The following is a 19,084-nucleotide window of genomic DNA, read 5'->3' as shown; positions in this document are numbered from 1 at the left end:
CAGAGGTTCTCCCCGTGACGCTGCTCCGCGCCGCCAACGTCCAGCTCGCCTTCGGCAGCCGCACCGTCTTCGAGGGCCTTACCTTCACCATCGAGGAGGGTGAGCGCGTGGGCCTCGTCGGCGTCAACGGCTCCGGCAAGTCCTCCCTGATGAAGATCCTCGCCGGCGCCTCCAAGCCGGACCTGGGCGAGCTGCAACTGCGCCGGGGCGCCCGCGTCACCTACCTGCCCCAGGAGCCGGAGTTCGGCGAAGGCGCCACGGTGCAGAGCGAGCTGGCCGTGTCCCAGGCCCCGCTCAAGGCGGCCCTGGACGCGCACGCGGAGCTGTCGCGCAAGCTGGAGGCGGACCCCGCCAACGCCACCCAGAAGATGCTGGAGCAGATGTCCGTCCTGAGCGACCGCATCGAACAGGCGGGCGGCTGGGACACCGAACACCACGCCAAGATGCTGCTCGACAGGCTGGGCGTGAAGGACTGGGACCGGCCGGTGTCACAGCTCTCCGGAGGCCTGCGCAAGCGAGTGGCCATTGCCCGGGCCCTGCTCACCCGCCCGGACCTGCTGCTGCTCGATGAGCCCACCAACCACCTGGACGCGGACACCGTGGACTGGCTGGAGGATGAGCTCGACAAGCTGCCCGGCGCGCTGCTGCTGGTGACGCACGACCGCTACTTCCTGGACGACCTGGTGGACCGCATCGTCGAAATCCAGCCCGGTGGCGGCCTCGTCTCCTACCCCGGCAACTACGCGGCCTACGTGGAGCAGAAGCTGGTCGCGCAGGAGAACGCGGAGACGGCGGAGCACAAGCGCGGGCGCTGGATTGCCCAGGAAGTGGCGTGGCTGCGCAAGGGCCCGGAGGCGCGGCGCACCAAGAGCAAGGCGCGCATCGAGCGGGCGCAGAAGCTGCTGGCGGAGAAGGGCTTCCAGCGTCCCAAGGTGGCGGACCTGCGCGTGGTGGCGGCGCCCCGGCTGGGCCACACCGTCATCGAAGCGGAAGGCCTGAAGAAGTCCTTTGGGGACCGCAAGGTGCTGGACGGCGTGGACTTCCGCCTCCAGCGCGGCGAACGCGTGGGCTTCCTGGGGCCCAACGGCGTGGGCAAGACGACCTTCCTGCGCGTGATGCTGGGCGAAATCCCCGCGGACGAGGGGAAGCTCGTCATCGGGAAGAACACCAAGGTCGCCTACTACGACCAACAGCGCGCCCAGTTGGATCCGGATCAGACGGTGTACGAGGCGGCCTCCAACGGCGAGGACCACGTGGAGCTGGCGGACCGCCGGGTGGCCCTGCGCGACTACCTGGAGGACCTGCTCTTCCCGGTGCCCATGCAGCGCATGAAGGTGGGCGCGCTGTCCGGCGGCGAGCGCAACCGGCTGCTGCTGGCGCGCCTGTTCCTGGAAGGCGCCAACGTGCTGGTGCTGGACGAGCCCACCAACGACCTGGACATCGTCACGCTCAACATCCTGGAGCGGCTGCTGCTGGACTTCGCCGGCAGCACGCTGCTGGTGACGCACGACCGCTACTTCCTCGACAAGGTGGCCACCGCCATCCTCTCCTTCGACGGACAGGGCAAGGTCACCCGCTACGAGGGCAACTACGACATGTACAAGCGGCTGCGCGAGCAGACGCAGGCCGCCGCCCTCAAGGCCGCCGCCGCCGCGAAGAAGAACGAGGCGAAGAAGGACGAGCCGCCACGCGTGGAAGCGCCCGCGAAGGCCGCGCCGAAGAAGATGGCGAAGCTCTCCTACAAGGACCAGCGCGAACTGGACGGCATGGAGGCCACCATCGAGGTCGCCGAGAAGCGCAAGGCCGGCCTGGAGGCCCAGTTGGCCGACCCGAACGTCTACAGCAACGGGTCCAAGGCGGCGGAAATCCAGCAGTCATTGGACGCCACCAGCGCCGAGGTGGAGCGGCTCTATGCGCGATGGCAGGAATTGCAGGACCTGGCGGCAGCCCCGGCCTGAGTCACGGCCACGGGAGCAGGGGTGAGAATCGTTGCGCGAGGCAAACAACACACGCCTGTCCTTGCGTAGGATTTCAGGAACGCGGGACTCGGACTAGAGTCTCGCCGCTCGGGTCTCACTGTCTCGCGTCCCTGACACAGGAGTTGTGAAGTGCTCCGTCCGGCCTCTGTACTCGTCGCCGCCGCCGCGCTGTTCACCCTGCCGCTGTCCGCCCACGCCCTGGAAAGCGGTCCCACGGGGCCGCTTCCACAGTTTGACCTGCAACGACTGCGATTGGATCCGGGAGCGTTGGGTTCGCTCGTGGTGGGGACGGGCCGGACGCTGGCGCCGGGGCAGCTCCGGGTGGGTTTGAACTACCACTACGAGCAGCTGCCCATGCATTTCCAGACGCGCTGGGAGCCGGGTGAGGGCACGGGGCTCGTCGAGAACAAGATGACCGCGCATCTGACGTTGGGCTACGGCGTGCTGTCGTGGCTGGACGTCGGGGCGGAGCTGCCCTTCATCCTGATGCAGGGTGGAAAGCCCACGCTGGAGTACGCGCCGCCCAAGACGGGAGGGCTCGCCACGCCGTGGCTGAGCGCTCGCGCGGCCGTCCTGCGCCAGTCCCTGGGCGCGCCCATCAACGTGGCCCTGGAGATGACGGCGGGCCTGCCGGTGGGCAGCCGCACGGCGCAGGCGTACGAGGACTACGCGTGGCATCCGCGTCTGCAATTGGGCTACGTGGGCGAAGGCTTCCAGGTGGGCGGCGAGGCAGGCGTGTACCTGCGCAAGCGCCAGGACCTGCGGCCCGTGTCCTATTCGGAGGGCGACATCCTGGGCAATGAGCTGCGATTCGGCGCCACGGTGACGTCGCGGGGCGGCGAGGTGACGCGCGGCGAGGTGAGCGTCATCGCCGGCGTGCCGCTCCAGGGGGGCCAGGTGGGGGCGGAGCTGCTCATCGCCATCCGCCGCCATGCCCTGTCCAGCCTGGACCTGTATGTGATGGGTGGCCCGGGCGTGGGCGCGGGCCTGGACACACCCACGTTCCGCTTCGTCGCGGGCCTGTCCTGGGCCACCAGCAAGGTGGACTGAAGCAGCCCCGCGCCGCTACTTCGGCATGAAGCCGAAGGCCTTCACCATCGCGATGGCGATGCCCAGCAGGCTCTCGCCCGCGATGAAACCGGAGCTGACGGGGAGCACAGCGTCGTCGGCCAGCTTCGGCTTCACCCGGCGCAGCAGCGCGGCCAGCGCGGAGCCCACGAAGAGGCTGATGGAGCTGGAGCCGGGGATGACGATGGCCAGGCCCAGGCCCGACGCCGTGGGGATGAAGGCCTTCGCCTTCGGCGGGGCCCACCGATCCAACAGCACCAGCGTCACGCCCAGGAGCGTTCCACACAGGGCGCCCACGCGCGCGGTGGGGTGAAGCGCGGACACGCCGGTGGCCAACATCTTGGACACGCCGGCCCACACCATGGACGCGGGCGCGGGGAACTGCTCCGTGCCCAGCACGTCCGCGGACGGCACCAGCAGGTTGAAGACGGGCACGATGACGACGGCGCCCGCGACGACGCCGAACAGCTGCGCGAAGAACTGCTGACGCGGCGCCGCGCCCAGGAGCCACCCGGACTTGAGGTCCGTGAGCAGGTCCGCGGAGTGCAGCCCCACGCCGCCCGTGGCGTTGGCGCTCATGATGTTCGCGGGGATGTTGCCTGGGGCGAGCGCTCCGAAGATGAGCTGGGTGACGGGGCCCAGCGCCTTGGTGGGCGTGGTGTCCGTCTCCCCCGTCACGCGCGACGCGATGACGCCCATCACCACCGCCAGCGGCAGCGCGAGCACGCCGGCCCACCACGGAATCTGGAACAGGTACGCCATCAGGAAGACGGCCACCGGGCCCAGGAGCGCGAAGCCCAGGGGGAACCAGGCCGGGGGACACTCGATGTCCGCGAGCGGATCCACCTTCGCGTCCTCCTTCGGCTTGCGGCCCACGAGCCCGCCCAGCGCGGAGAAGGAGCGCACCACGCTCTTCCACTGGAAGGCGAACGACAGCAGGCCCGACGACACCAGCACCGCGGAGCCCGTCCACAGCGCCCAGCCGTTGATGGCCTTGTACGTCACCTCCGGGATGACGCCCCGGGTGAACATCTCCGGCGCGAGGAAGCCGTAGGTGAGGAAGGCGCCCAGCAGCATGGACCAGCCGGTGCGGAAGTTCACCAGCGCCCCCGCGCCAATGAGCAGCAGGCTGAAGTCGAACGACAGCGACCACTTGCCGGCCTCGCGGCCCAGGATGTTGAACGGCAGGCTCACCTTCTCCGGCAGGTTCTTCAGCCAGGTGAAGCGCGCGTCGCGCACCAGCACCAGCAGCGCGCCCACGAGCCCCGCGATGCCCAGCAGGCGCGACTTCTGGCGGGCCACCTCACCGTGGCCGTGCAGGGCGCGGATGGTCTCCGCGGTGGCGGTGCCGGTGGGGAACGGGAGCGCTTCGATGTTGATGAGCTGGCGCTTGATGGGGATGGCGGCGAAGACGCCCAGCGCGGAGATGACGCCGAACCACACCATCAGCCAGCCCGCGGACGGCAGCGTCCCCGTCAGCATCAGCAGCGCGGGCACCGCGGCCATGTTACCTCCGCCCGTCATATAGCCGGCCGCGGACGCCACGGAGCCCATGGCGTTGTTCTCCAGGTCGGTGAACTCCTTCGTGAGCAGCCGGAGCGAGCGCAGCGTGCCGAACACCGCGAAGCCCAGGATGCACGCGGTGATGGTGACGCCCAGGCTCCAGCCCGTCTTGAGGACGACGTAGAGGTTGGACAGGCACATCACCGCGCCAATGAGCATCCCGGCGATGATGGCGCGCACGGTGAGCTGCCGCGCGCCGCCCTGGTAGACGTGCTCCCGCCAGTACAGCTCTGGATCCATCGCCGCGGAGGCACCCGGCCGCTCCGGGACGGCGTCAGGGTCGGGCGCGGGGACGCGGAGCTGGCTGGGGTTCGGGACGGGAGGAGCCATGGGGGCGCGAAGATAGTGCACGCCCCCATGGAGAACGAAACGGTCCCTGCACGGGGACGGCGCCTTTACGCGTGCGCGCCGCCGGGCCCGTGCACGTGGCCGTGGGTGAGCTCTTCCTGCGTCGCGTCACGCACTTCGCGCACGGTGACAGCGAAGTGGAGCGTCTTGCCCGCGAGCGGATGGTTCAGGTCCACCACGACGGAGTCGTCATTGACGGTCTGGATGCGCAGGGGGACGTTGCCCTCCTCCGTCTGGGCCATCAGCGTCTGGCCCACCTGGGGCGTGAAGCCCGGGGGCAGCATCGTGCGGGGGACGGTGCGCAGCCCTTCGGGGTTGTGCTGGCCGTAGCCCTGCTCCGGCGTCACCACCACCTGCTTGCTCTCCCCGACGTCCAGTCCGTCCAGGGCGCCCTCCAGGCCGGGGACGATCTGCTTGTGCCCGTGCAGATAGGCGAGCGGCTGGCCCGGGGCGCTCTGGTCGATGACCTCTCCGTCTCCCAGATGGAGGCGGTATTCGAGCGCGACGACGCGACCGTTGGCGATCTTCATGCGGAGGAAGCTCCTTGGCTTCAGGGACGACGGAGTGAGACTTCGGGCAAAGGTGGAACCGGGGGACGGCGACGTCAGGACGCGGGGGACTCCGCTGCTTCCTCGCCGACCGGGCGGTCGGGCGGCTCCCCGCGCGACACGTACACCGCGGCGGCCAGGTCTCCGGTGACGTTGAGCGTGGTGCGGCACATGTCCAGGAAGCGGTCCACGCCGAGGATGAGGCCCAGGCCCTCCACCGGGATGTTGAACATGCCCAGAATCATGGCGATGACCGGGATGGAGCCCGCCGGCACGCCCGCGGTGCCAATGCCCGCCAGCACGCAGATGAACATGATGGTCGCCTGCTGCCCCAGGCCCAGCTCCACGCCGTAGACCTGCGCGAGGAACAGGACGGTGACGCCCTCGAAGAGCGCGGTGCCGTTCTGGTTCATCGCGGAGCCGGCGGTGAGCACGAAGCGCGACACGTTGCGCGGCAGGTGGAGGTTCTCCTCGGCCACCTTGAGGGCGGTGGGCAGCGTGGCGCTGGAGGAGGACGTGGAGAAGGCGGTGACGATGGCCAGCCGGCAGGAGCGGAAGAACTCCACCGGGTTGCGGCCGCCCAGGAAGCGCACGGACAGCGAGTAGACGACGAACATGTGGATGCTCAGCGCCAGCAGCACCACGCCCACGTACGACGCCAGCTGTCCCAGGATGTGGAAGCCCAGCCGCGCCGTCATGGAGAACAAGAGCGCGCCCACGCCGATGGGCGCCAGGTTCAGCACCCCGTCGATGAGCTTCATCATCACGTCGTAGAGCCCCTGGATGGCCTCCTTGAGGCGCAGTGCGGGCTCGCCCGGGGTGAGCGCCAGGCCCAGACCGAAGATGAGCGAGAAGACGATGAGGCCAATCATGTCCCCGTCCGCCGCGGCCTTGATGGGGTTGGTAGGCACCATGGACATGAAGAGCGCGCCCACGGACGTGTCACCGGGGGGGGGCGCGGCTTTGATCTGCGTGCCCGTGCGGGCGAGCGCTCGGGCCTCATCGCTCAAGCCATCCCCGGGCCGCAGCGTGTTGACGAGCAGCAGGCCGATAAGGACGGAGATGACGGAGAGGACCACGGTGTAGCCCAGCGTGCGCGCACCCAGGCGGCCCACCTGCTTCAAGTCCAGTTCGGCCACGCCGACGACGAGCGCGGAGAACAGCAGGGGCACCACGAGCATCAGCAGCAGCCGGATGAAGATCTGCCCCACGGGGTTGGTGACGTGCTCGACCAGGCCGCGGAGCCAGGGCGCGTCCCCGAACACGGCGTTGGCGATGAGCCCGGCCACCGCGCCGACGGAAATGCCGAGGAGCATCTTCTGGTGGGGCTTCATCCGGGCGGTCTCCGCGCCCTCCGGACCGCTGGAGGGGAAAGGGGCGCGAAGCCTAGCGGTGAAAGGAGGTGGCGCCCACCTCGCGTTCGGGGGAAAGCTCCCGGCCCACCGTGGAATCCCTCGTCCAGCTCACCGAAACCGCCCTGCCCCCTGCCCTCTTCCACCGCCTGTCGCGGCGCGTGGGGGAGCTCAAGGGGGAGCGCCTGCGCAACACCTACCAGACGACGTTCTGGTACGCCTTCGGGACGCCCGAGAACGTGGTGGAGGAGGTCATCCACGCGCTGCGGCCCTCCGTGGCGAAGGGGCGGCGGATTGCCGGCGTGGAGTGGTGGCTGTCGCGCATGCGGGCCACGGACGTGCGCGTGGACTTCCACCAGGACCGGGATGAGCGGCTGGCGCTGAGCACCGGGAAGCTGGTGCATCCGAAGCGCTCGTCGGTGTTGTTCCTCAACCGGGTGCGCGGCGGAGCGCTGGCGGTGACGCGGGAGTTGCCGTCGGCGGCGAATCCGTCGCTCGCGCCGGACCGACTGGAGGACCTGACGCTGGTGGCGCCGCGTCCCAACCGACTGGTCGTGTTCGACGGGACGCTGACGCACGGGGTGCTGGACGCGGACAACCAGGTGCCGGACGGCAAGCTGCCGGGGCCTTCGCGCGAGCGCAGGACGCTGGTGATGAACTGGTGGGACCACCGTCCCACCGACGTGCCGACGTGGAGCGAGACGCGCTACTACCGCGCGCTGGGAAGCTGACGGGCGGTGTCGCGCAGGCGCCAGGTGACGCGGTCGGCCCACTCGGGTTCGACCTCCATGCAGGCAGGAAGGCGGCCCAGACGCAGGGCGGCGGAGGGCATGGAGCCGCTGCCGGCGAACGGATCCAACACGGTGTCCCCCGGACGGCTCCAGGTGCGCACAAGCGGCTCCAGCACGGAGAAGGGCTTGTGGTGCGGGTGGCCGCCCCACTGCGTGGCCTCCGCGTCGTCGTCGTAGCCACCGACCACGGCCCACACGGTGGGCGCGTCACCGGGAGCGAGCGGCGGTTCGGGCGTGCGGGCGATGACGAGGGCGACCTCGTAGACGCGCAGCAGTTGCTCGTTGGCGTTCTTGTCGGTGGTGCGCTTGCCCCAGACGTATTCGCCGCGCAGGTGGGGATAGCCCAGCTCGCGGGCAGCACTGAGGATGGGCTCCTTGCCGAGCAGGTTGGTCCAGATGATGAGCGGCGCGTCGGGGGTGAGGTGCGCGACGGCGCGGGACAGCCAGGCGTCGGAGAAGACGCGGTAGTCGCGCACGGACTCGAAGCGGACGATGGGGTTGCGGTCGATCTTCTTGTGCGCGCGGGGGTCGCGCAGATCCCCGCCCTTGCGACGCCGGGTGAGCAGGCAATAGGGGGGATCGGTGTGGAGCAGGGAGGCGCGCGTGTCGCCGAGGGCGGCCCGGTAGCCCTCGGGCTCGCGCGCATCGGCGCGGACGCAGCGCAGGGATTCGGGCGTCAGGTCGGAGGTCATCGTTGAGGCGGAACCCTACACGGCGGGGCGGCCGGGATGGGGACGCGGATGGCGGGATTTCTGGCACGCTTCGGGGCATGCGCTTCCGGTTCACGGCGGCCCTCATGGGCCTGCTGCTTCTCTCAGGGTGTCAGTCCACGGGTGTCGGCCGGACTCGGCGCGAACTCAAGCAGACGATGGATTCGGGCTCGAACGCATGTCGGCAGAACCCGGCGTACTGCACCCGGGTCGTGGGCGAGGAGACGGTCCTGCCCATGAGCATCCGGGCCTCCGCCCAGGCGGGGGCGTCCGTCGCGGGGGCGCTCAAGGTGATGGACGAGGCGGCGCGAGCACGGGGCCGGGAGATCATGGAGACGTGTGCAAGTGAAGCCAGTTGGGAGGTGAACAAGCAGCTCTTCGCTGGGCAGACGCCCACGGCGGAGCAGTGCAGGCAAGTCGTGGGGACGGACGCAGCAGGGAACCCCATCACCCGGGCCATGCAATTGGGCCAGATGAAGCACGAGGCGGCCATGCGCTGCGTCCAGGCCCGACTGTCCGTCGAACGTCCCGGCGGGTTCAGCCTCAAGCCTCGCTACCGGTATGATCCCAAGACGAAGGCACTGGAGCTGATCAGTCCCGAGGCGGAGCAGGCATTGATCCTGTCAGGCCGTACAGTAAAGCTCAGGGGAACTCTGGTGCCGGATGTGGTCATCCACGTGGGAAATCCACTGAAGGTCCAGGAGGTCTTCGACTTCAAGTTCCCCTGCCCCATCAGCAACAATCCAAGTTGGCGAAGGTATCCAGAGGGGCCACCGCACGAGGGCAAAAACCAGGGAGAAGTCTATCGCGCGGCGTTCGGCGACAACGTCTCACTTGTCGCGCCCGGATGGGGAGTCCACTGAATGAACGCCCCGCCCCGGATTCGCGTCCATGCACGCAATGGCGCTGTCGTGCTCCAGGAAGGCATCTGCATTTCCTTCTACATGCACCGCTCCCATCAGGAGATGGGGCACAGCGTCCTGCGCGCCCTGGACGTCTACCTGGAGGCGGTGGGCCGCGATGTTCTGCGTTGGTATCCCGACACGGAAGGGGACTGGCAGGAACTCACGGCCGAAGCGTGGGCGGTTCAACGCACCGCTTTGCGCGAAGCAAGCGCTCCCAGGCTGCAATTGACCGACAGGCCGAGCGGTGTCGCGGACCATGAATTCAATTATCAGGGCCAGGACCAGGGCGCGTTGTCTGAGGAAGATGCAGCCCGGGCTGTCTGCGCCATTTCATGCTGGCTTCCCACGGCGTTCCTTGAACGACAGGGGCCTGCTCGCGTTCAAAGACTGGCGTCGGAGCTGGCGACAGTCCTCCCCTTCGACTCTGGCCACGCGGGGCTTGCCTTCCATGCCCTGTCACAGCTTTCGGGCGTGCGTGAACGTCTGGAGCAAGAACGCATCCTGTACCCAGGCATGGATGTTCCCGACGAGGATGCCTCGCGGTACCTGGGAACCCGTGTGCGTGGCATCCACTGGATGAACTTCCTGGGACCTCCCGTCCTGGGCGAACTGGGCGGCGCGGAAGCCCTGCGGGCCCGGCTCACGCACCCCGGCACGGCCGTGCAACCGCTCGGGGAGGACCGTACCGTGGTCATCCTGGGGGACGCACCCGACGCGGGCGATACCTCCCAGGGAAGCGTGTTGCCCGCCTACCGTGAGCTGGCGCGGGTCCTGGAGCCCTGGCTGACGTCGCGCGAAGCAGCGCGCCCCTTCCGTGAGAACGGGGCCCTGCGCCGCTGGGAACGCCGGTTCCTCGACTGAACCGCAGGGCCAGCCTTCACAGGAAAAGCGCATCCGTGAACAGCGAACTGCGCGACCCCGTCGCATCCCATATCCTCAGGGAGTAGGGCCCCGGCTTTTTGCCCTCGTTCATCTCGAACTCCACGGTCGCCCGCGTTGTCGAACCGGGCGTCGCTGGCGCGGCTTGCCAGGGCGTCAGCGATTCCCACTCATGCCCCTTGCCATCGGACAACACCGCGCGCCCGATGGTCCATGGCGCGCCGCCGGTCAACTCCAACTCAAGGTGGAGGGCCCGCCGTGTCCCCCCGCTGTACGCCCAGCTTCGCGCAATGCGCAGGGAACACGGATTCTGGCAGGTCAGGCCATGGGATTCGGCTCTCACGCTGATGTCCGCAATCGCGCCCGTGCCCAACACGAGGGCTCGGAATCCTTCCAGCCTTTCAGGAGCCAGCGCGGCCCCCCGCGCGTCGCCCTGGCGCAAGCGCTCCAGCTCCGCGCGCAACTGTTCCGCTTCCTGGCGGTACGACTCCGCGGAGCGGGACCGCCGGGAGACTTCGACCTGACGGTCCACCGCCTCGATCTGGACCTGAAGGGTCAGCACCAGCCGCGCGGGAAGGGTCGCATCCTTGTACGGAACAGACAGCTTCAGGGTTTCCCCCACGCGCAGTTCCCCGGAGGGAACGAGCACGAGGAGCGCATTGCCCGTGCTCACCCGAACGAACTGGGCGCGTCCTTCCAGGCTCACCTGGTCCTGCTGGATGTCGGTGTCGAACAGCAGGGTCGTGCTCAGCCCCAAGCCCATCCGGATGGGCCGCGTCGAGGTTCCTTCCGGGCCCACCTCCACACGAAGAACCTCCCCTGCCTCCCCCTTCACCTCCTGGTGGGGAGCAGCCGCCAGGAGGCACGTCGACCAGAGCAGGACCGGGAGCGCTACGGACAGACAGGAGGGCACGGTGTGGAGGGCTCCTCGAACCGGGGCAACAGGGGCCTCCCTGTTTACCACGAGGCTCGTCCGAAGCCCCCTACCCCACGAGGCCCCATCCCCCTGGGTAGTGCGACCCTGCGAAGGGCGCCGTCAGCCGTCGTCCACGTTCACAAAGGACTGCACCGGAACCACGAATCTCAAGAAGCCCGGGACGTAGCGAACCGTGGCCGTGTCCCGCGGAGTTCGACTCCCCTCCTGAGGGATACGCGACTCAAAGCCGGGCAGTTTATCCTCTTCCGCGATGTAATCCATGCACACCGGCAGGATCGTCCCATCCGGCTTGGTCAGCTCCGTGATCAGGAACCGCGTGCGTGTCTTCCCGAAGATGATTCTCACCTTCATGCGAAAATCGCCGTCTTCATCGCCTAGATACGCTGAAGCTGGGTCAACCTTCATGGACCGCCATCCCGGGGAGACCGGGACCATGCCCACGTATCGGTCCTCCGACGCGCTCGCCCAAAGGGCAACCCCCCTGGGTGCAACTTGCAGTTCCCGCATGGCCCTGGCGGCGCCCCTGGGGCACGGGTCGTGGGTGTCGCCCTCGCGTACGATCCTGCCAGTGCCGCCCCCGCAGGAAGCGCCCACGCAGGCCGCGGCGGCCGCTCCGGCGACCTTGCGAAGGACGCCCCCATCCGTGCGCAAGGGCTTCACGGGCGTGGTCGTGGCCGCGACCCTTTCGGCGTCCTCAACGGGCGCGGATGGCGCCTCCTCGGGGGCAGCCCCCGCATCCGGGGCGGACGCCACCGCGAGCACGGAGGCGTCGGGAAGACTCGGGGTTGGCGTCACGGACGAACTTCCTTTCTCTGAATCAGGCGGGACAGCGGGGCGGCGGGTGCTCGGAACCGACCGGAACAGACCGAAGACCAGCAGGCCCAGGAGCAGAACCCCCAGGCCCAGCAACCCGGCGATGCGGTGACGCCGCGCCCCGGACAACGGTGGAACGTCCAGGGGCGTCTCCTCCCCTGGAACGGACGCATCAGGGGACGGAGGCAACTCGGTGGATGGAGTTGGGGTCTCGACCGGCTCCGACACGGGTTCGGGCTCAAGGGCGGGCCCGGCGGTCCCGGGGAACTGGGACAGCGACACCACGCCCCGGTCCACCAACGGCGCCTCCCGGTCCACCGGGATGTCCAGCGACAGCTTCCACTCCTGATGGCGCTTGTCCTTCGCGGCCTCCCAGAGGGCCTGCAGCAGCGTCTCCGTGCTCGAATAGCGATCCTCGGGGCGCTTGGAGAGCAGCCGCATCGCGATGTCGCCCAGGGCCTGGGGCACCTTGGGGTTCACCTCATGCGGGGCGCGCGGCACCACCGTCTCGATTGCAGGCAGCAGCCGGTCGTAGGGCAGCCTCGGGTCGAACGCGTAGCCGTCCGTCAGCGATTCGTAGAGCAGCGCGCCCAGCGCGTAGAGGTCTCCGGGCACGCCCGCGTCGAAGTTCGCACCCGACTTCCAGGAGCCCTCGCGCAGGAAGGCCACGCACTCGGGCGGCAACAGGTGCGGAGACGCGGGCGCCACGCCCACCGTCAGCGTGGAGGCGCCCGGGATGCGCGCCGTGCCCAGGTCGATGAGCACCGGCCGTTCATCCACGCGGCGGATGAGCAGGTTGTCCGCCTTCAGGTCCCGGTGGTGCACGCCCCGCCGGTGCAGATCCGCCACCACCCGCACGACCTCCGTGTAGACGGTGAGCAGGTGCGCCGCGGACGGCTTCACCCGCCAGCGCCACTCGTGGAAGGTCTCTCCGTCCACGTAGTCGGTGACGTGGAAGAAGTAGCCATCCGGCGGCGCGGGCCAGCGATCCACCGCGTGCACGCGCGGCAGGTTGGAATGTGGCGCGCAGGCGAGCAGCGCCGCCACTTCACGCGACAGCCGGCCGTTGACGTCCTCCTCCTCCGCGGCGTGCGGCCCCGCCGGACGCAAGGCAATCTTCAGCGCGTAGACGTGCCCGCCCCGCTCCACCTTGAAGACCCGGCCGAAGCCTCCCGCACCCAACGAGCCGACGATGCGCCACGGTCCGACGTGGTGGCCGACTTCCAGTTGGTCCGGGTGGAGCGGCGTCGTCATGGCCCTGGCTCAAGAAGCGACACAACCTGCGAAGTAGGAGCGCGGTGTCGGTGAAACAAGACCGCCGGGGGGACCTTCCCTGTCGCATCCCACCACGGAGGTTGGATTCCCCGCAAACCGCGAGCGCACCCGGCCGTTGACGGCGCGGGCCACCTCGGCGGAACCACCCAGGGAGCGGTGCTCAATGCGGACAACCTCCGGGGTTGACCCTAGCTGGCCGTGCGGGGCTGTCACGTTTTTTCACGACGTCCTGGGAAGGCGGACCCCTGAGCGGACGGCCAACCCGGCAGGGAGCCCGGGGGCCTTCGGGTTTCGGTGAGACACGGTGTATCGCCCGGACACGGCGGTTTGCTCCCCGGCGGGGTCCTGCCGACCTCGCTGCCTGGGATTGCTCGCGTCAGTCGCCTTCAGCCGCGTCCTCGTCCGTGGCATCCGCCTGAGACAGCAGCGCCCGGGCAGCCTGCTCCCACTGGCCGCCCAGCCGGGCCTCGGACGCCAGCGCTTCGTCCCACGAGGGCCCATCCGGCAGCAGCCGAGAGGCCTGCGCCAGGGCCAGCCGCTCCAGCGCGCGCGTCTCACACAACCGGCGCAGGCCCGGCGCGTCCAGCCCGCTGGCGGCGAGGAAGGCCTCGCGGCGCGAAGAGCGCACGCCCCGCTCCTTCCACCACGCGGCCTCCTCGGTGGCGATCTCCTCCTCCGTCACCGTGAGGCCCAGCGAGCGCACCCACCCGGCGAGCAGCGCCCTGCGCAGGCCCGCCTCCGCCCAGGCCGCCGCGTCCGGGGCACCGCGCAGCAGCTCCAGCACCTGGCCGGAGTCCACGGCCCGGCCCCCCACGCGCGTCACGTCCTCCACCAGCCGCCGACGCCGCACCAGCGACGAGGGATTGCGCCGCGCGCCCGGCATCGCGGGGGCGGACAGGCCCACGAACTCCGCCGCGGAGCGCACGCACGCGATGGCATCCAGCCGCTTGAGGTCCTCCACCCCGTCCGCGAACCACGCATCCCAGGCCGCGAGCGACGGGACGGACCAGGCGGGGGCCACCGCCTCGCGGATCCGCGCCCAGGTGCGCTCCTGGTAGAAGAGGCCCGCGGCCGCGTCCACCAGGGCCTGCGCTCCGGAGCGTCCCAGCACGCGGGCCTTGCGCGCCCGCTCCGCCTCGTGGCGCACGTTGACCAGGGGCACGGTGAGCGGACGCCAGCCGTGTTCGGCGTCCGCGTGCAGCAGCGCCACCTCCGCGTCGTCCACCACCACGCCGTCGCGGTACCAGCCGAAGATGCGGCCCACGCCCACCATGCCGTGCGAGGCCAGTTCCGCGGCGCGCAGCGCGCCCATGCTGCCGCCGCCGAACACCGCCACGCCCGCCTCCATCGCCGCGAGCAGTTCGTGGTGCCACACCGACGGCTGCGCCTCGAAGACGCCGTCCACCAGCACCAGCGCGCGGGGCTTGAGCGACAGCGCCCGCCACACGTCGCCCTGGCGCGCCGGGGGCAGCACCGTGCACGGCGCCAGCTTGTGCGCCTCCGCCGCGGGCAACGAGGGCCCCAGGAACACCACCAGGTCTTCGGCCCGCCGCTTCACAGGAGCTCCGATACGCGCATGCCCGGTACCACGACCTTCCATACGTGCAGCCCGCCCAGCGGGGCGTCCAACGCCATCGCCGCCACCTGGGCGAAGCCCGCCCCCTCCAGCAGGGTCAACACCGTGCGCACCCGCGCCGCCACCGTGCGCGTGCGCCGGGGGTCGACCTCCGGGAGGTCCTCCGCGAGGTGCCGGGGCCGCACCTCCGACAGCGCCTGGGCGAATCCCAGCGCCGCGTCGCGGTCCGCCGCCTCCACGTCCTCGCGCGCGCCGTGGATGTCCGTCAGCCGCGACTGCGCGGCCTCCAGCAGGGCCTTGAGCAACGCCTCGTCCCGCTCCAGCGCGCACGCATAGCCCGCGGTGAGCGGCACCGGCCCCTCCTCCGCGTCCACCAGCACCGCCGCCGCCACCGGCAACCCCACCGCCCCACGGCCCCCCCGCCCACGGGGCGCGGGCGTCACGTCGAAGAGGTACGCGTGGAACCCTCGCGCGTGCAGCGCTTCCCACAGCGCGGCCGTGCGCGGCGCACCGTCCCGCAGGCTCTCCGGGCGCACCATGCGCTTCACCACGCCGGCCTCCGTCCACCCTTCCGGCAGCGCGCGCGAGAGCTGGTCGCGCTCGGTGGCCTCCAGGAGCGCGTGCAGCAGGGCGCGCTCGGAGTCCGGATGCGCGCCGGAGCCGTTCGTCGTCCAGCCCACCGACACCGGCCCCAGCTCCACCGTCCCCGACGGCGGGCAGTACACCCCCTGCGCCGGCACCCAGACGGGCGCATCGCTTCGCGCGTCCTTCGCCTCGCACCACGCCAGCCGCACGTCCGGCCCCGCGAGCCTCGGCACCGCCACCTGCCCCGCGGACCCCAGGGACTCCACGCCCCAGACGGGGGCGCCTGCCCGTTCGAGCTCCGCGCGGGTGCCCCAGCGCAGCCGCTCCGGGCGCACCGTCTCCGCCGCCCACAGCTCCGCCGTCTCCAGGAGCGCGCCCCGGGCGGCGTCCTCGAAGGTGAGGCCCTTGCCGTTGCAGACCTGGAGCACGTGGCCTCCGGGGCGCACCGCGCAGGCCACCTCCACGCCGGTGCGGTCCAGGCCGGTGACGCGCGCCACCCGCGTCACCCCCAGGGCGGTGGCGAGGGCGCTGCGGAAGGCGGGGTCGTCGAGTTCAGTCCTGGCAGGCAACACGATGGGAGACCTTAGCCAGATTCCCGACGGACCGGGCGGCCGGCGCGGCGCGGCGTGGGATGACGGGGAAAACGTGGTAGGGGAAGGCGGAGCCCGCTGCCCCGGGAGGAGTACGCACCGCATGATTTCTGTCGGAGACCTCGCGCCAGACTTCGTCGCGACCGACTGCCACGGTCAGGACGTGCGGCTGTCGGGGCTGCGCGGCCGGCGGGTGGTGCTCTTCTTCTTCCCCCGCGCCTTCACGGTGGGGTGCACCATCGAGAACCGGGCGTTCCGGGACAACCACGAGCGGATCCGCGAGCTGGGCGCGGAGCTGGTCGGCGTCTCCGTGGACACCCTCACCACCCAGTGCGACTTCGCCGAACAGGAGGGCATCCACTTCGCCCTGCTGGGGGACGACGAGCGGCGGATCAGCCGCGCCTGGGGCGTGTTGTGGCCCCTGCTCAACGTGGACCGGCGCGTCACCTTCATCGTCGGCGCGGACGGCACCGTCGAACACGTCATCCAGCACGAGGTGCGCGTCTACCGGCACCTGGACGACGTGCTGAAGTACCTCCAGACGCACCCCGCCGCCCCCGGCGGGACCAGCGCCTCCGCCTGACGCCGGTGCCCTGGAGGCGCCCCGTCGCGCCCGACGGGTTCCCGGGCAGTCCTTCCTGGCCGTTCCTCCTCCAAGCCGGCCCCGGGCCCGCTCCGAGCCGTCCCCAGGCCACCCCCAGGCCTCCTGGCCCGGCTGCCGGATTCCGGACGCCCGGTGGATTTTCAGGGCGAAATCGCCCGGAAAATAACCTTCCGTGCGCTGGCGGGTTGGAGGCCATGTGAGCGGACGGGTCCTAGGACTGGCGCGGCCTGGACAGGGCGCGGGGACTCCCACGGACGAGGCCCTGTGTGGGGCCTTCCTGGCGGGGGACGCGGCGGCGTTCGGCCAGCTCTTCGAGCGGCACCGGGGGCTCGTCTTCGCGCTGATGCGCCGCTACACCACGAGCGCGGAGGACGCGGCGGACCTGACGCAGCAGGCGTTCCTCCGGGCCCTGGAGGCTTCGCGCCGGGTGTTCGCGCGCTTCAACCCGACGACGCCCGCGCCCTTCCGGGCCTGGCTGGTGCGGGTGGCGCTCAACCTGGCGAAGAACCACGCGCGGCAGGGCTTCCGGTGGCGGCCGGTGCTGGTGGAAGCGGTGACGGACGACGTGGCGGGGGATCACGGGGAGAGCGTGGAGGCGGCCCTGGAGCGCACCCAGCGCGGACAGCAGGTGCGCCAGGCGGTGCTCGCCCTGCCCCGCCGCCAGCGCGAGGTGCTGACGCTGCGGGTGGACGGCGGACTGCCGTTCAAGGACATCGCCCAGACTCTGGGCATCACTGAGAACAACGCGAAGGTGCAGTTCCACCACGCGGTGAAACGCTTGAAGGCCGACGTGACCGGGACGCCAGGGGAGAAGCCGTGATGGGTGCGTGCGTGGAATACGAGGAGCAGGCGAGCCTCCACGCCGCCGGGGCGCTGGAGGATGAGGAGGCCACGCGCTTCCGGTCCCACCTGGAGTCCTGCGCGGCCTGTCAGGCGGAGGTGGCGTCCGCCCAGGAGGTGCTGGGCCTGGTGACGCTGCCGCCCCAGACGGCCATCGAAGCGCGCGCGCAGGAAGGCCTGGGCGCGCGGACCCTGGCGGCCTGGCGCCGGGAACAGACGCGCCGGTGGATGGGACGCCGGGCGCTGGGTTCGCTCGCCGCCGTCGCCGCGGTGGTGGCGCTGATGCTGGGCCCGTCCGCGCTGGAGCGGCTCAAGGCGCCCCGGACAGGGACGACCGTCCCGATGGCGGGCAGCGGCGGCGGCGACATGGACGCGGAGACGATGGCCGCGTTCGAGGCGTGGGCCGGGCTGGAGCCGCTGGACGCGGACGCGCTGGCGTCCATCTCCGACAGCGACGACGACATGATGGATTGGGACGACGACTTCGACGACCTGGGAGAGGCCCTGTGAAGACGATGAAGCGGATGACCTGGGCGTTGGCGTTCGCGCTGCCGGTGATGGCCCTGGCCCAGCCCGGCGCGAAAGGACCGGAAGCGCGCGACCCCGAGCGCACGGCGAAGGCCGAACAGCGGCAGCGCCTGCGCCAGGTGCTGGAGTTGGCGGACACGCTGGAGCTGGACAGCGCGCAGGCCCTGAAGATGGATGAGACGTTGCGCCGCTTCGAGGAGCGCCGTCGGCCCTTGCGCGAACAGGTGCGGGACTCCGCTCGCACGCTGCACCTGGCGTCGCGGGGCGACAGCGCGGCGCTGGGGCAGGTGGACGCGGCGGCGCAGAAGGTCTTCGACGCACGGGCGCAGATCTCCGCGCTGGACCGGGAGATGTATCAGGCGCTCGCCAAGGACCTGACCCCGCAGAAGCGCGCGCGGCTGGCCGTCGTCCTGGCCCGGTCCGAGGGCGCGAAGTGGTTCAAGGGCAAGGGAGACAAGGGATCGCGCGGCGACTGAGCCGCCCCTCCCGGGAGTCGGAGGCGGACGGGCGGGCGCGACCGGGACATCGTTCCGGGCTGTGCCCAACGTCATGAAGCCGACCGTGTCCCGTTCCCCGGGGCACAACGTCCCCGAGGAGGCCGTCATGCGTCTGCTGTCCCGTGTCGTTCCCGTGCTGGTGGGCCTGGGGCTCGCGTCCTGCGCGGGCGTTGACGTAGGCACCAACTACGACCCCGCGGCGGTGCAGCGGATCGACAACTTCCGCACCTATTCGTGGATGGCGCAGCCCCAGAAGACCCAGGACGCGCGCATCAACAACGACATCACCGACTCCCGCGTGAAGGAGGCGGTGAACCAGGACCTCCAGTCGAGGGGCTACCGGAAGGTGGACGCGAGCGAGAACCCGGACTTCCTCATCGGCTGGCAGGGCGCCATCGACACGCGGCTGTCGGCGGAGATGGTGGACAACTACTACGGCTACCCGTGGGATCCGTTCTGGGGCTCGTACTACGGGCCGTACGGCGGAGGAGGAACCTACGTGCGCCAGTACGACGTCGGCACGCTCATCCTCGACGTGGTGGACGCGAAGGAGAAGAAGCTCGTGTGGCGCGGCACGGCCCAGGCGAACCTGGGCGACACCCCGAGCATCCAGAGCGCCGGCAAGAAGCTCGACGAAGGCGTGGAGAAGATGATGAAGGAGTTCCCGCCCAAGGCGGAGAAGCAGAAGTAGGCACG

The 19,084-nt window shown here is 70.3% G+C and carries 18 protein-coding genes; 10 read left to right on the top strand and 8 right to left on the bottom strand.

Translation table 11 applies throughout. From position 1 onward, the window contains the following. The first annotated feature begins 14 nt into the window (after window positions 1–14). Together OV208_RS27720 and OV208_RS27715 are read left to right on the top strand one after the other, a co-directional pair. Complete coding sequence (locus tag OV208_RS27720; RefSeq protein WP_267576932.1) at window positions 15–1,958, top strand: ABC-F family ATP-binding cassette domain-containing protein; 1,944 nt, start codon at window positions 15–17, stop codon at window positions 1,956–1,958. Between the two features lie 150 nt (window positions 1,959–2,108). Next, window positions 2,109–3,029 (top strand): flagellar motor protein MotB, encoded by a 921-nt coding sequence (locus OV208_RS27715; protein ID WP_267576931.1) that lies wholly within the window; start codon window positions 2,109–2,111, stop codon window positions 3,027–3,029. Between the two features lie 15 nt (window positions 3,030–3,044). Here OV208_RS27715 and OV208_RS27710 read toward each other — a convergent pair whose 3' ends face one another. From OV208_RS27710 to OV208_RS27700, 3 genes are all read right to left on the bottom strand, one after another. Then, window positions 3,045–4,940: an OPT family oligopeptide transporter gene (locus OV208_RS27710; protein WP_267576930.1), complete on the bottom strand. Its 1,896-nt coding sequence runs from the start codon at window positions 4,938–4,940 to the stop codon at window positions 3,045–3,047. A gap of 65 nt (window positions 4,941–5,005) precedes the next feature. Further along, the gene (locus OV208_RS27705) at window positions 5,006–5,488 is read right to left on the bottom strand and encodes an FKBP-type peptidyl-prolyl cis-trans isomerase (protein ID WP_267576929.1); all 483 of its coding nucleotides are present in this window, start codon (window positions 5,486–5,488) and stop codon (window positions 5,006–5,008) included. A 74-nt stretch (window positions 5,489–5,562) separates the two neighbouring features. Further along, the gene (locus OV208_RS27700) at window positions 5,563–6,840 is read right to left on the bottom strand and encodes a dicarboxylate/amino acid:cation symporter (RefSeq protein ID WP_267576928.1); all 1,278 of its coding nucleotides are present in this window, start codon (window positions 6,838–6,840) and stop codon (window positions 5,563–5,565) included. Window positions 6,841–6,950: 110 nt separating this feature from the next. On the opposite strand from OV208_RS27700, the gene OV208_RS27695 reads away from it, so the two are divergent. Continuing rightward, window positions 6,951–7,589: a hypothetical protein gene (locus OV208_RS27695; RefSeq protein WP_267576927.1), complete on the top strand. Its 639-nt coding sequence runs from the start codon at window positions 6,951–6,953 to the stop codon at window positions 7,587–7,589. On the opposite strand, the gene OV208_RS27690 is transcribed toward OV208_RS27695, so the two are convergent. Then, a complete protein-coding gene (locus OV208_RS27690; protein WP_267576926.1) occupies window positions 7,568–8,341 on the bottom strand; it encodes a DNA-methyltransferase in 774 nt (257 codons plus the stop codon). The two genes, OV208_RS27695 and OV208_RS27690, sit on opposite strands and share 22 nt — an antisense overlap. A gap of 77 nt (window positions 8,342–8,418) precedes the next feature. On the opposite strand from OV208_RS27690, the gene OV208_RS27685 reads away from it, so the two are divergent. Further along, window positions 8,419–9,222: a hypothetical protein gene (locus tag OV208_RS27685; protein WP_267576925.1), complete on the top strand. Its 804-nt coding sequence runs from the start codon at window positions 8,419–8,421 to the stop codon at window positions 9,220–9,222. Between the two features lie 48 nt (window positions 9,223–9,270). Then, the gene (locus OV208_RS27680; RefSeq protein ID WP_267576924.1) at window positions 9,271–10,125 is read left to right on the top strand and encodes a type VI immunity family protein; all 855 of its coding nucleotides are present in this window, start codon (window positions 9,271–9,273) and stop codon (window positions 10,123–10,125) included. Between the two features lie 16 nt (window positions 10,126–10,141). On the opposite strand, the gene OV208_RS27675 is transcribed toward OV208_RS27680, so the two are convergent. From OV208_RS27675 to OV208_RS27660, 4 genes are all read right to left on the bottom strand, one after another. Beyond that, window positions 10,142–11,056, bottom strand: coding sequence for a DUF2381 family protein (locus tag OV208_RS27675; protein WP_267576923.1), 915 nt, complete (start codon window positions 11,054–11,056; stop codon window positions 10,142–10,144). A 123-nt stretch (window positions 11,057–11,179) separates the two neighbouring features. Then, window positions 11,180–13,147, bottom strand: a complete 1,968-nt coding sequence (locus OV208_RS27670) for a serine/threonine protein kinase (RefSeq protein ID WP_267576922.1) — start codon at window positions 13,145–13,147, stop codon at window positions 11,180–11,182. 397 nt (window positions 13,148–13,544) lie between these two features. After that, the gene (locus OV208_RS27665; protein ID WP_267576921.1) at window positions 13,545–14,726 is read right to left on the bottom strand and encodes a TfuA-like protein; all 1,182 of its coding nucleotides are present in this window, start codon (window positions 14,724–14,726) and stop codon (window positions 13,545–13,547) included. Next, a complete protein-coding gene (locus OV208_RS27660) occupies window positions 14,723–15,901 on the bottom strand; it encodes a YcaO-like family protein (RefSeq protein WP_267576920.1) in 1,179 nt (392 codons plus the stop codon). Before OV208_RS27660 ends, OV208_RS27665 begins: the two co-directional genes overlap by 4 nt. Window positions 15,902–16,022: 121 nt before the next feature. On the opposite strand from OV208_RS27660, the gene OV208_RS27655 reads away from it, so the two are divergent. The 5 genes from OV208_RS27655 (at window position 16,023) to OV208_RS27635 (ending at window position 19,079) form a co-directional block, all read left to right on the top strand. Then, entirely contained in the window at window positions 16,023–16,502 is a 480-nt protein-coding gene (locus OV208_RS27655) for a peroxiredoxin (RefSeq protein WP_267576919.1), read from the top strand. 217 nt (window positions 16,503–16,719) lie between these two features. Then, entirely contained in the window at window positions 16,720–17,343 is a 624-nt protein-coding gene (locus tag OV208_RS27650) for an RNA polymerase sigma factor (protein WP_244238455.1), read from the top strand. Then, window positions 17,343–17,873: a zf-HC2 domain-containing protein gene (locus tag OV208_RS27645; protein WP_267576918.1), complete on the top strand. Its 531-nt coding sequence runs from the start codon at window positions 17,343–17,345 to the stop codon at window positions 17,871–17,873. The genes OV208_RS27650 and OV208_RS27645 overlap by 1 nt, the downstream gene beginning before the upstream one ends. A gap of 5 nt (window positions 17,874–17,878) precedes the next feature. Continuing rightward, a complete protein-coding gene (locus OV208_RS27640; protein WP_267577420.1) occupies window positions 17,879–18,367 on the top strand; it encodes a hypothetical protein in 489 nt (162 codons plus the stop codon). A gap of 127 nt (window positions 18,368–18,494) precedes the next feature. Then, complete coding sequence (locus OV208_RS27635; protein ID WP_267576917.1) at window positions 18,495–19,079, top strand: DUF4136 domain-containing protein; 585 nt, start codon at window positions 18,495–18,497, stop codon at window positions 19,077–19,079. The last annotated feature ends 5 nt before the right edge of the window (window positions 19,080–19,084 follow it).

Origin of the sequence: Corallococcus sp. bb12-1 (assembly GCF_026626765.1) — a bacterium.
Lineage (GTDB): Bacteria > Myxococcota > Myxococcia > Myxococcales > Myxococcaceae > Corallococcus > Corallococcus terminator.
This window is presented reverse-complemented; position numbering and strand designations above follow the sequence as displayed.

What these genes read in the sequence shown, in the direction of transcription:
- OV208_RS27705 (WP_267576929.1), bottom strand. Translation starts at nt 5,488, where the DNA reads ATGAAGATCGCCAACGGTCGCGTCGTCGCGCTCGAATACCGCCTCCAT.
- OV208_RS27635 (WP_267576917.1), top strand. Translation starts at nt 18,495, where the DNA reads ATGCGTCTGCTGTCCCGTGTCGTTCCCGTGCTGGTGGGCCTGGGGCTC.
- OV208_RS27645 (WP_267576918.1), top strand. Translation starts at nt 17,343, where the DNA reads ATGGGTGCGTGCGTGGAATACGAGGAGCAGGCGAGCCTCCACGCCGCC.
- OV208_RS27655 (WP_267576919.1), top strand. Translation starts at nt 16,023, where the DNA reads ATGATTTCTGTCGGAGACCTCGCGCCAGACTTCGTCGCGACCGACTGC.
- OV208_RS27690 (WP_267576926.1), bottom strand. Translation starts at nt 8,341, where the DNA reads ATGACCTCCGACCTGACGCCCGAATCCCTGCGCTGCGTCCGCGCCGAT.
- OV208_RS27700 (WP_267576928.1), bottom strand. Translation starts at nt 6,840, where the DNA reads ATGAAGCCCCACCAGAAGATGCTCCTCGGCATTTCCGTCGGCGCGGTG.
- OV208_RS27640 (WP_267577420.1), top strand. Translation starts at nt 17,879, where the DNA reads ATGAAGCGGATGACCTGGGCGTTGGCGTTCGCGCTGCCGGTGATGGCC.
- OV208_RS27710 (WP_267576930.1), bottom strand. Translation starts at nt 4,940, where the DNA reads ATGGCTCCTCCCGTCCCGAACCCCAGCCAGCTCCGCGTCCCCGCGCCC.
- OV208_RS27685 (WP_267576925.1), top strand. Translation starts at nt 8,419, where the DNA reads ATGCGCTTCCGGTTCACGGCGGCCCTCATGGGCCTGCTGCTTCTCTCA.
- OV208_RS27670 (WP_267576922.1), bottom strand. Translation starts at nt 13,147, where the DNA reads ATGACGACGCCGCTCCACCCGGACCAACTGGAAGTCGGCCACCACGTC.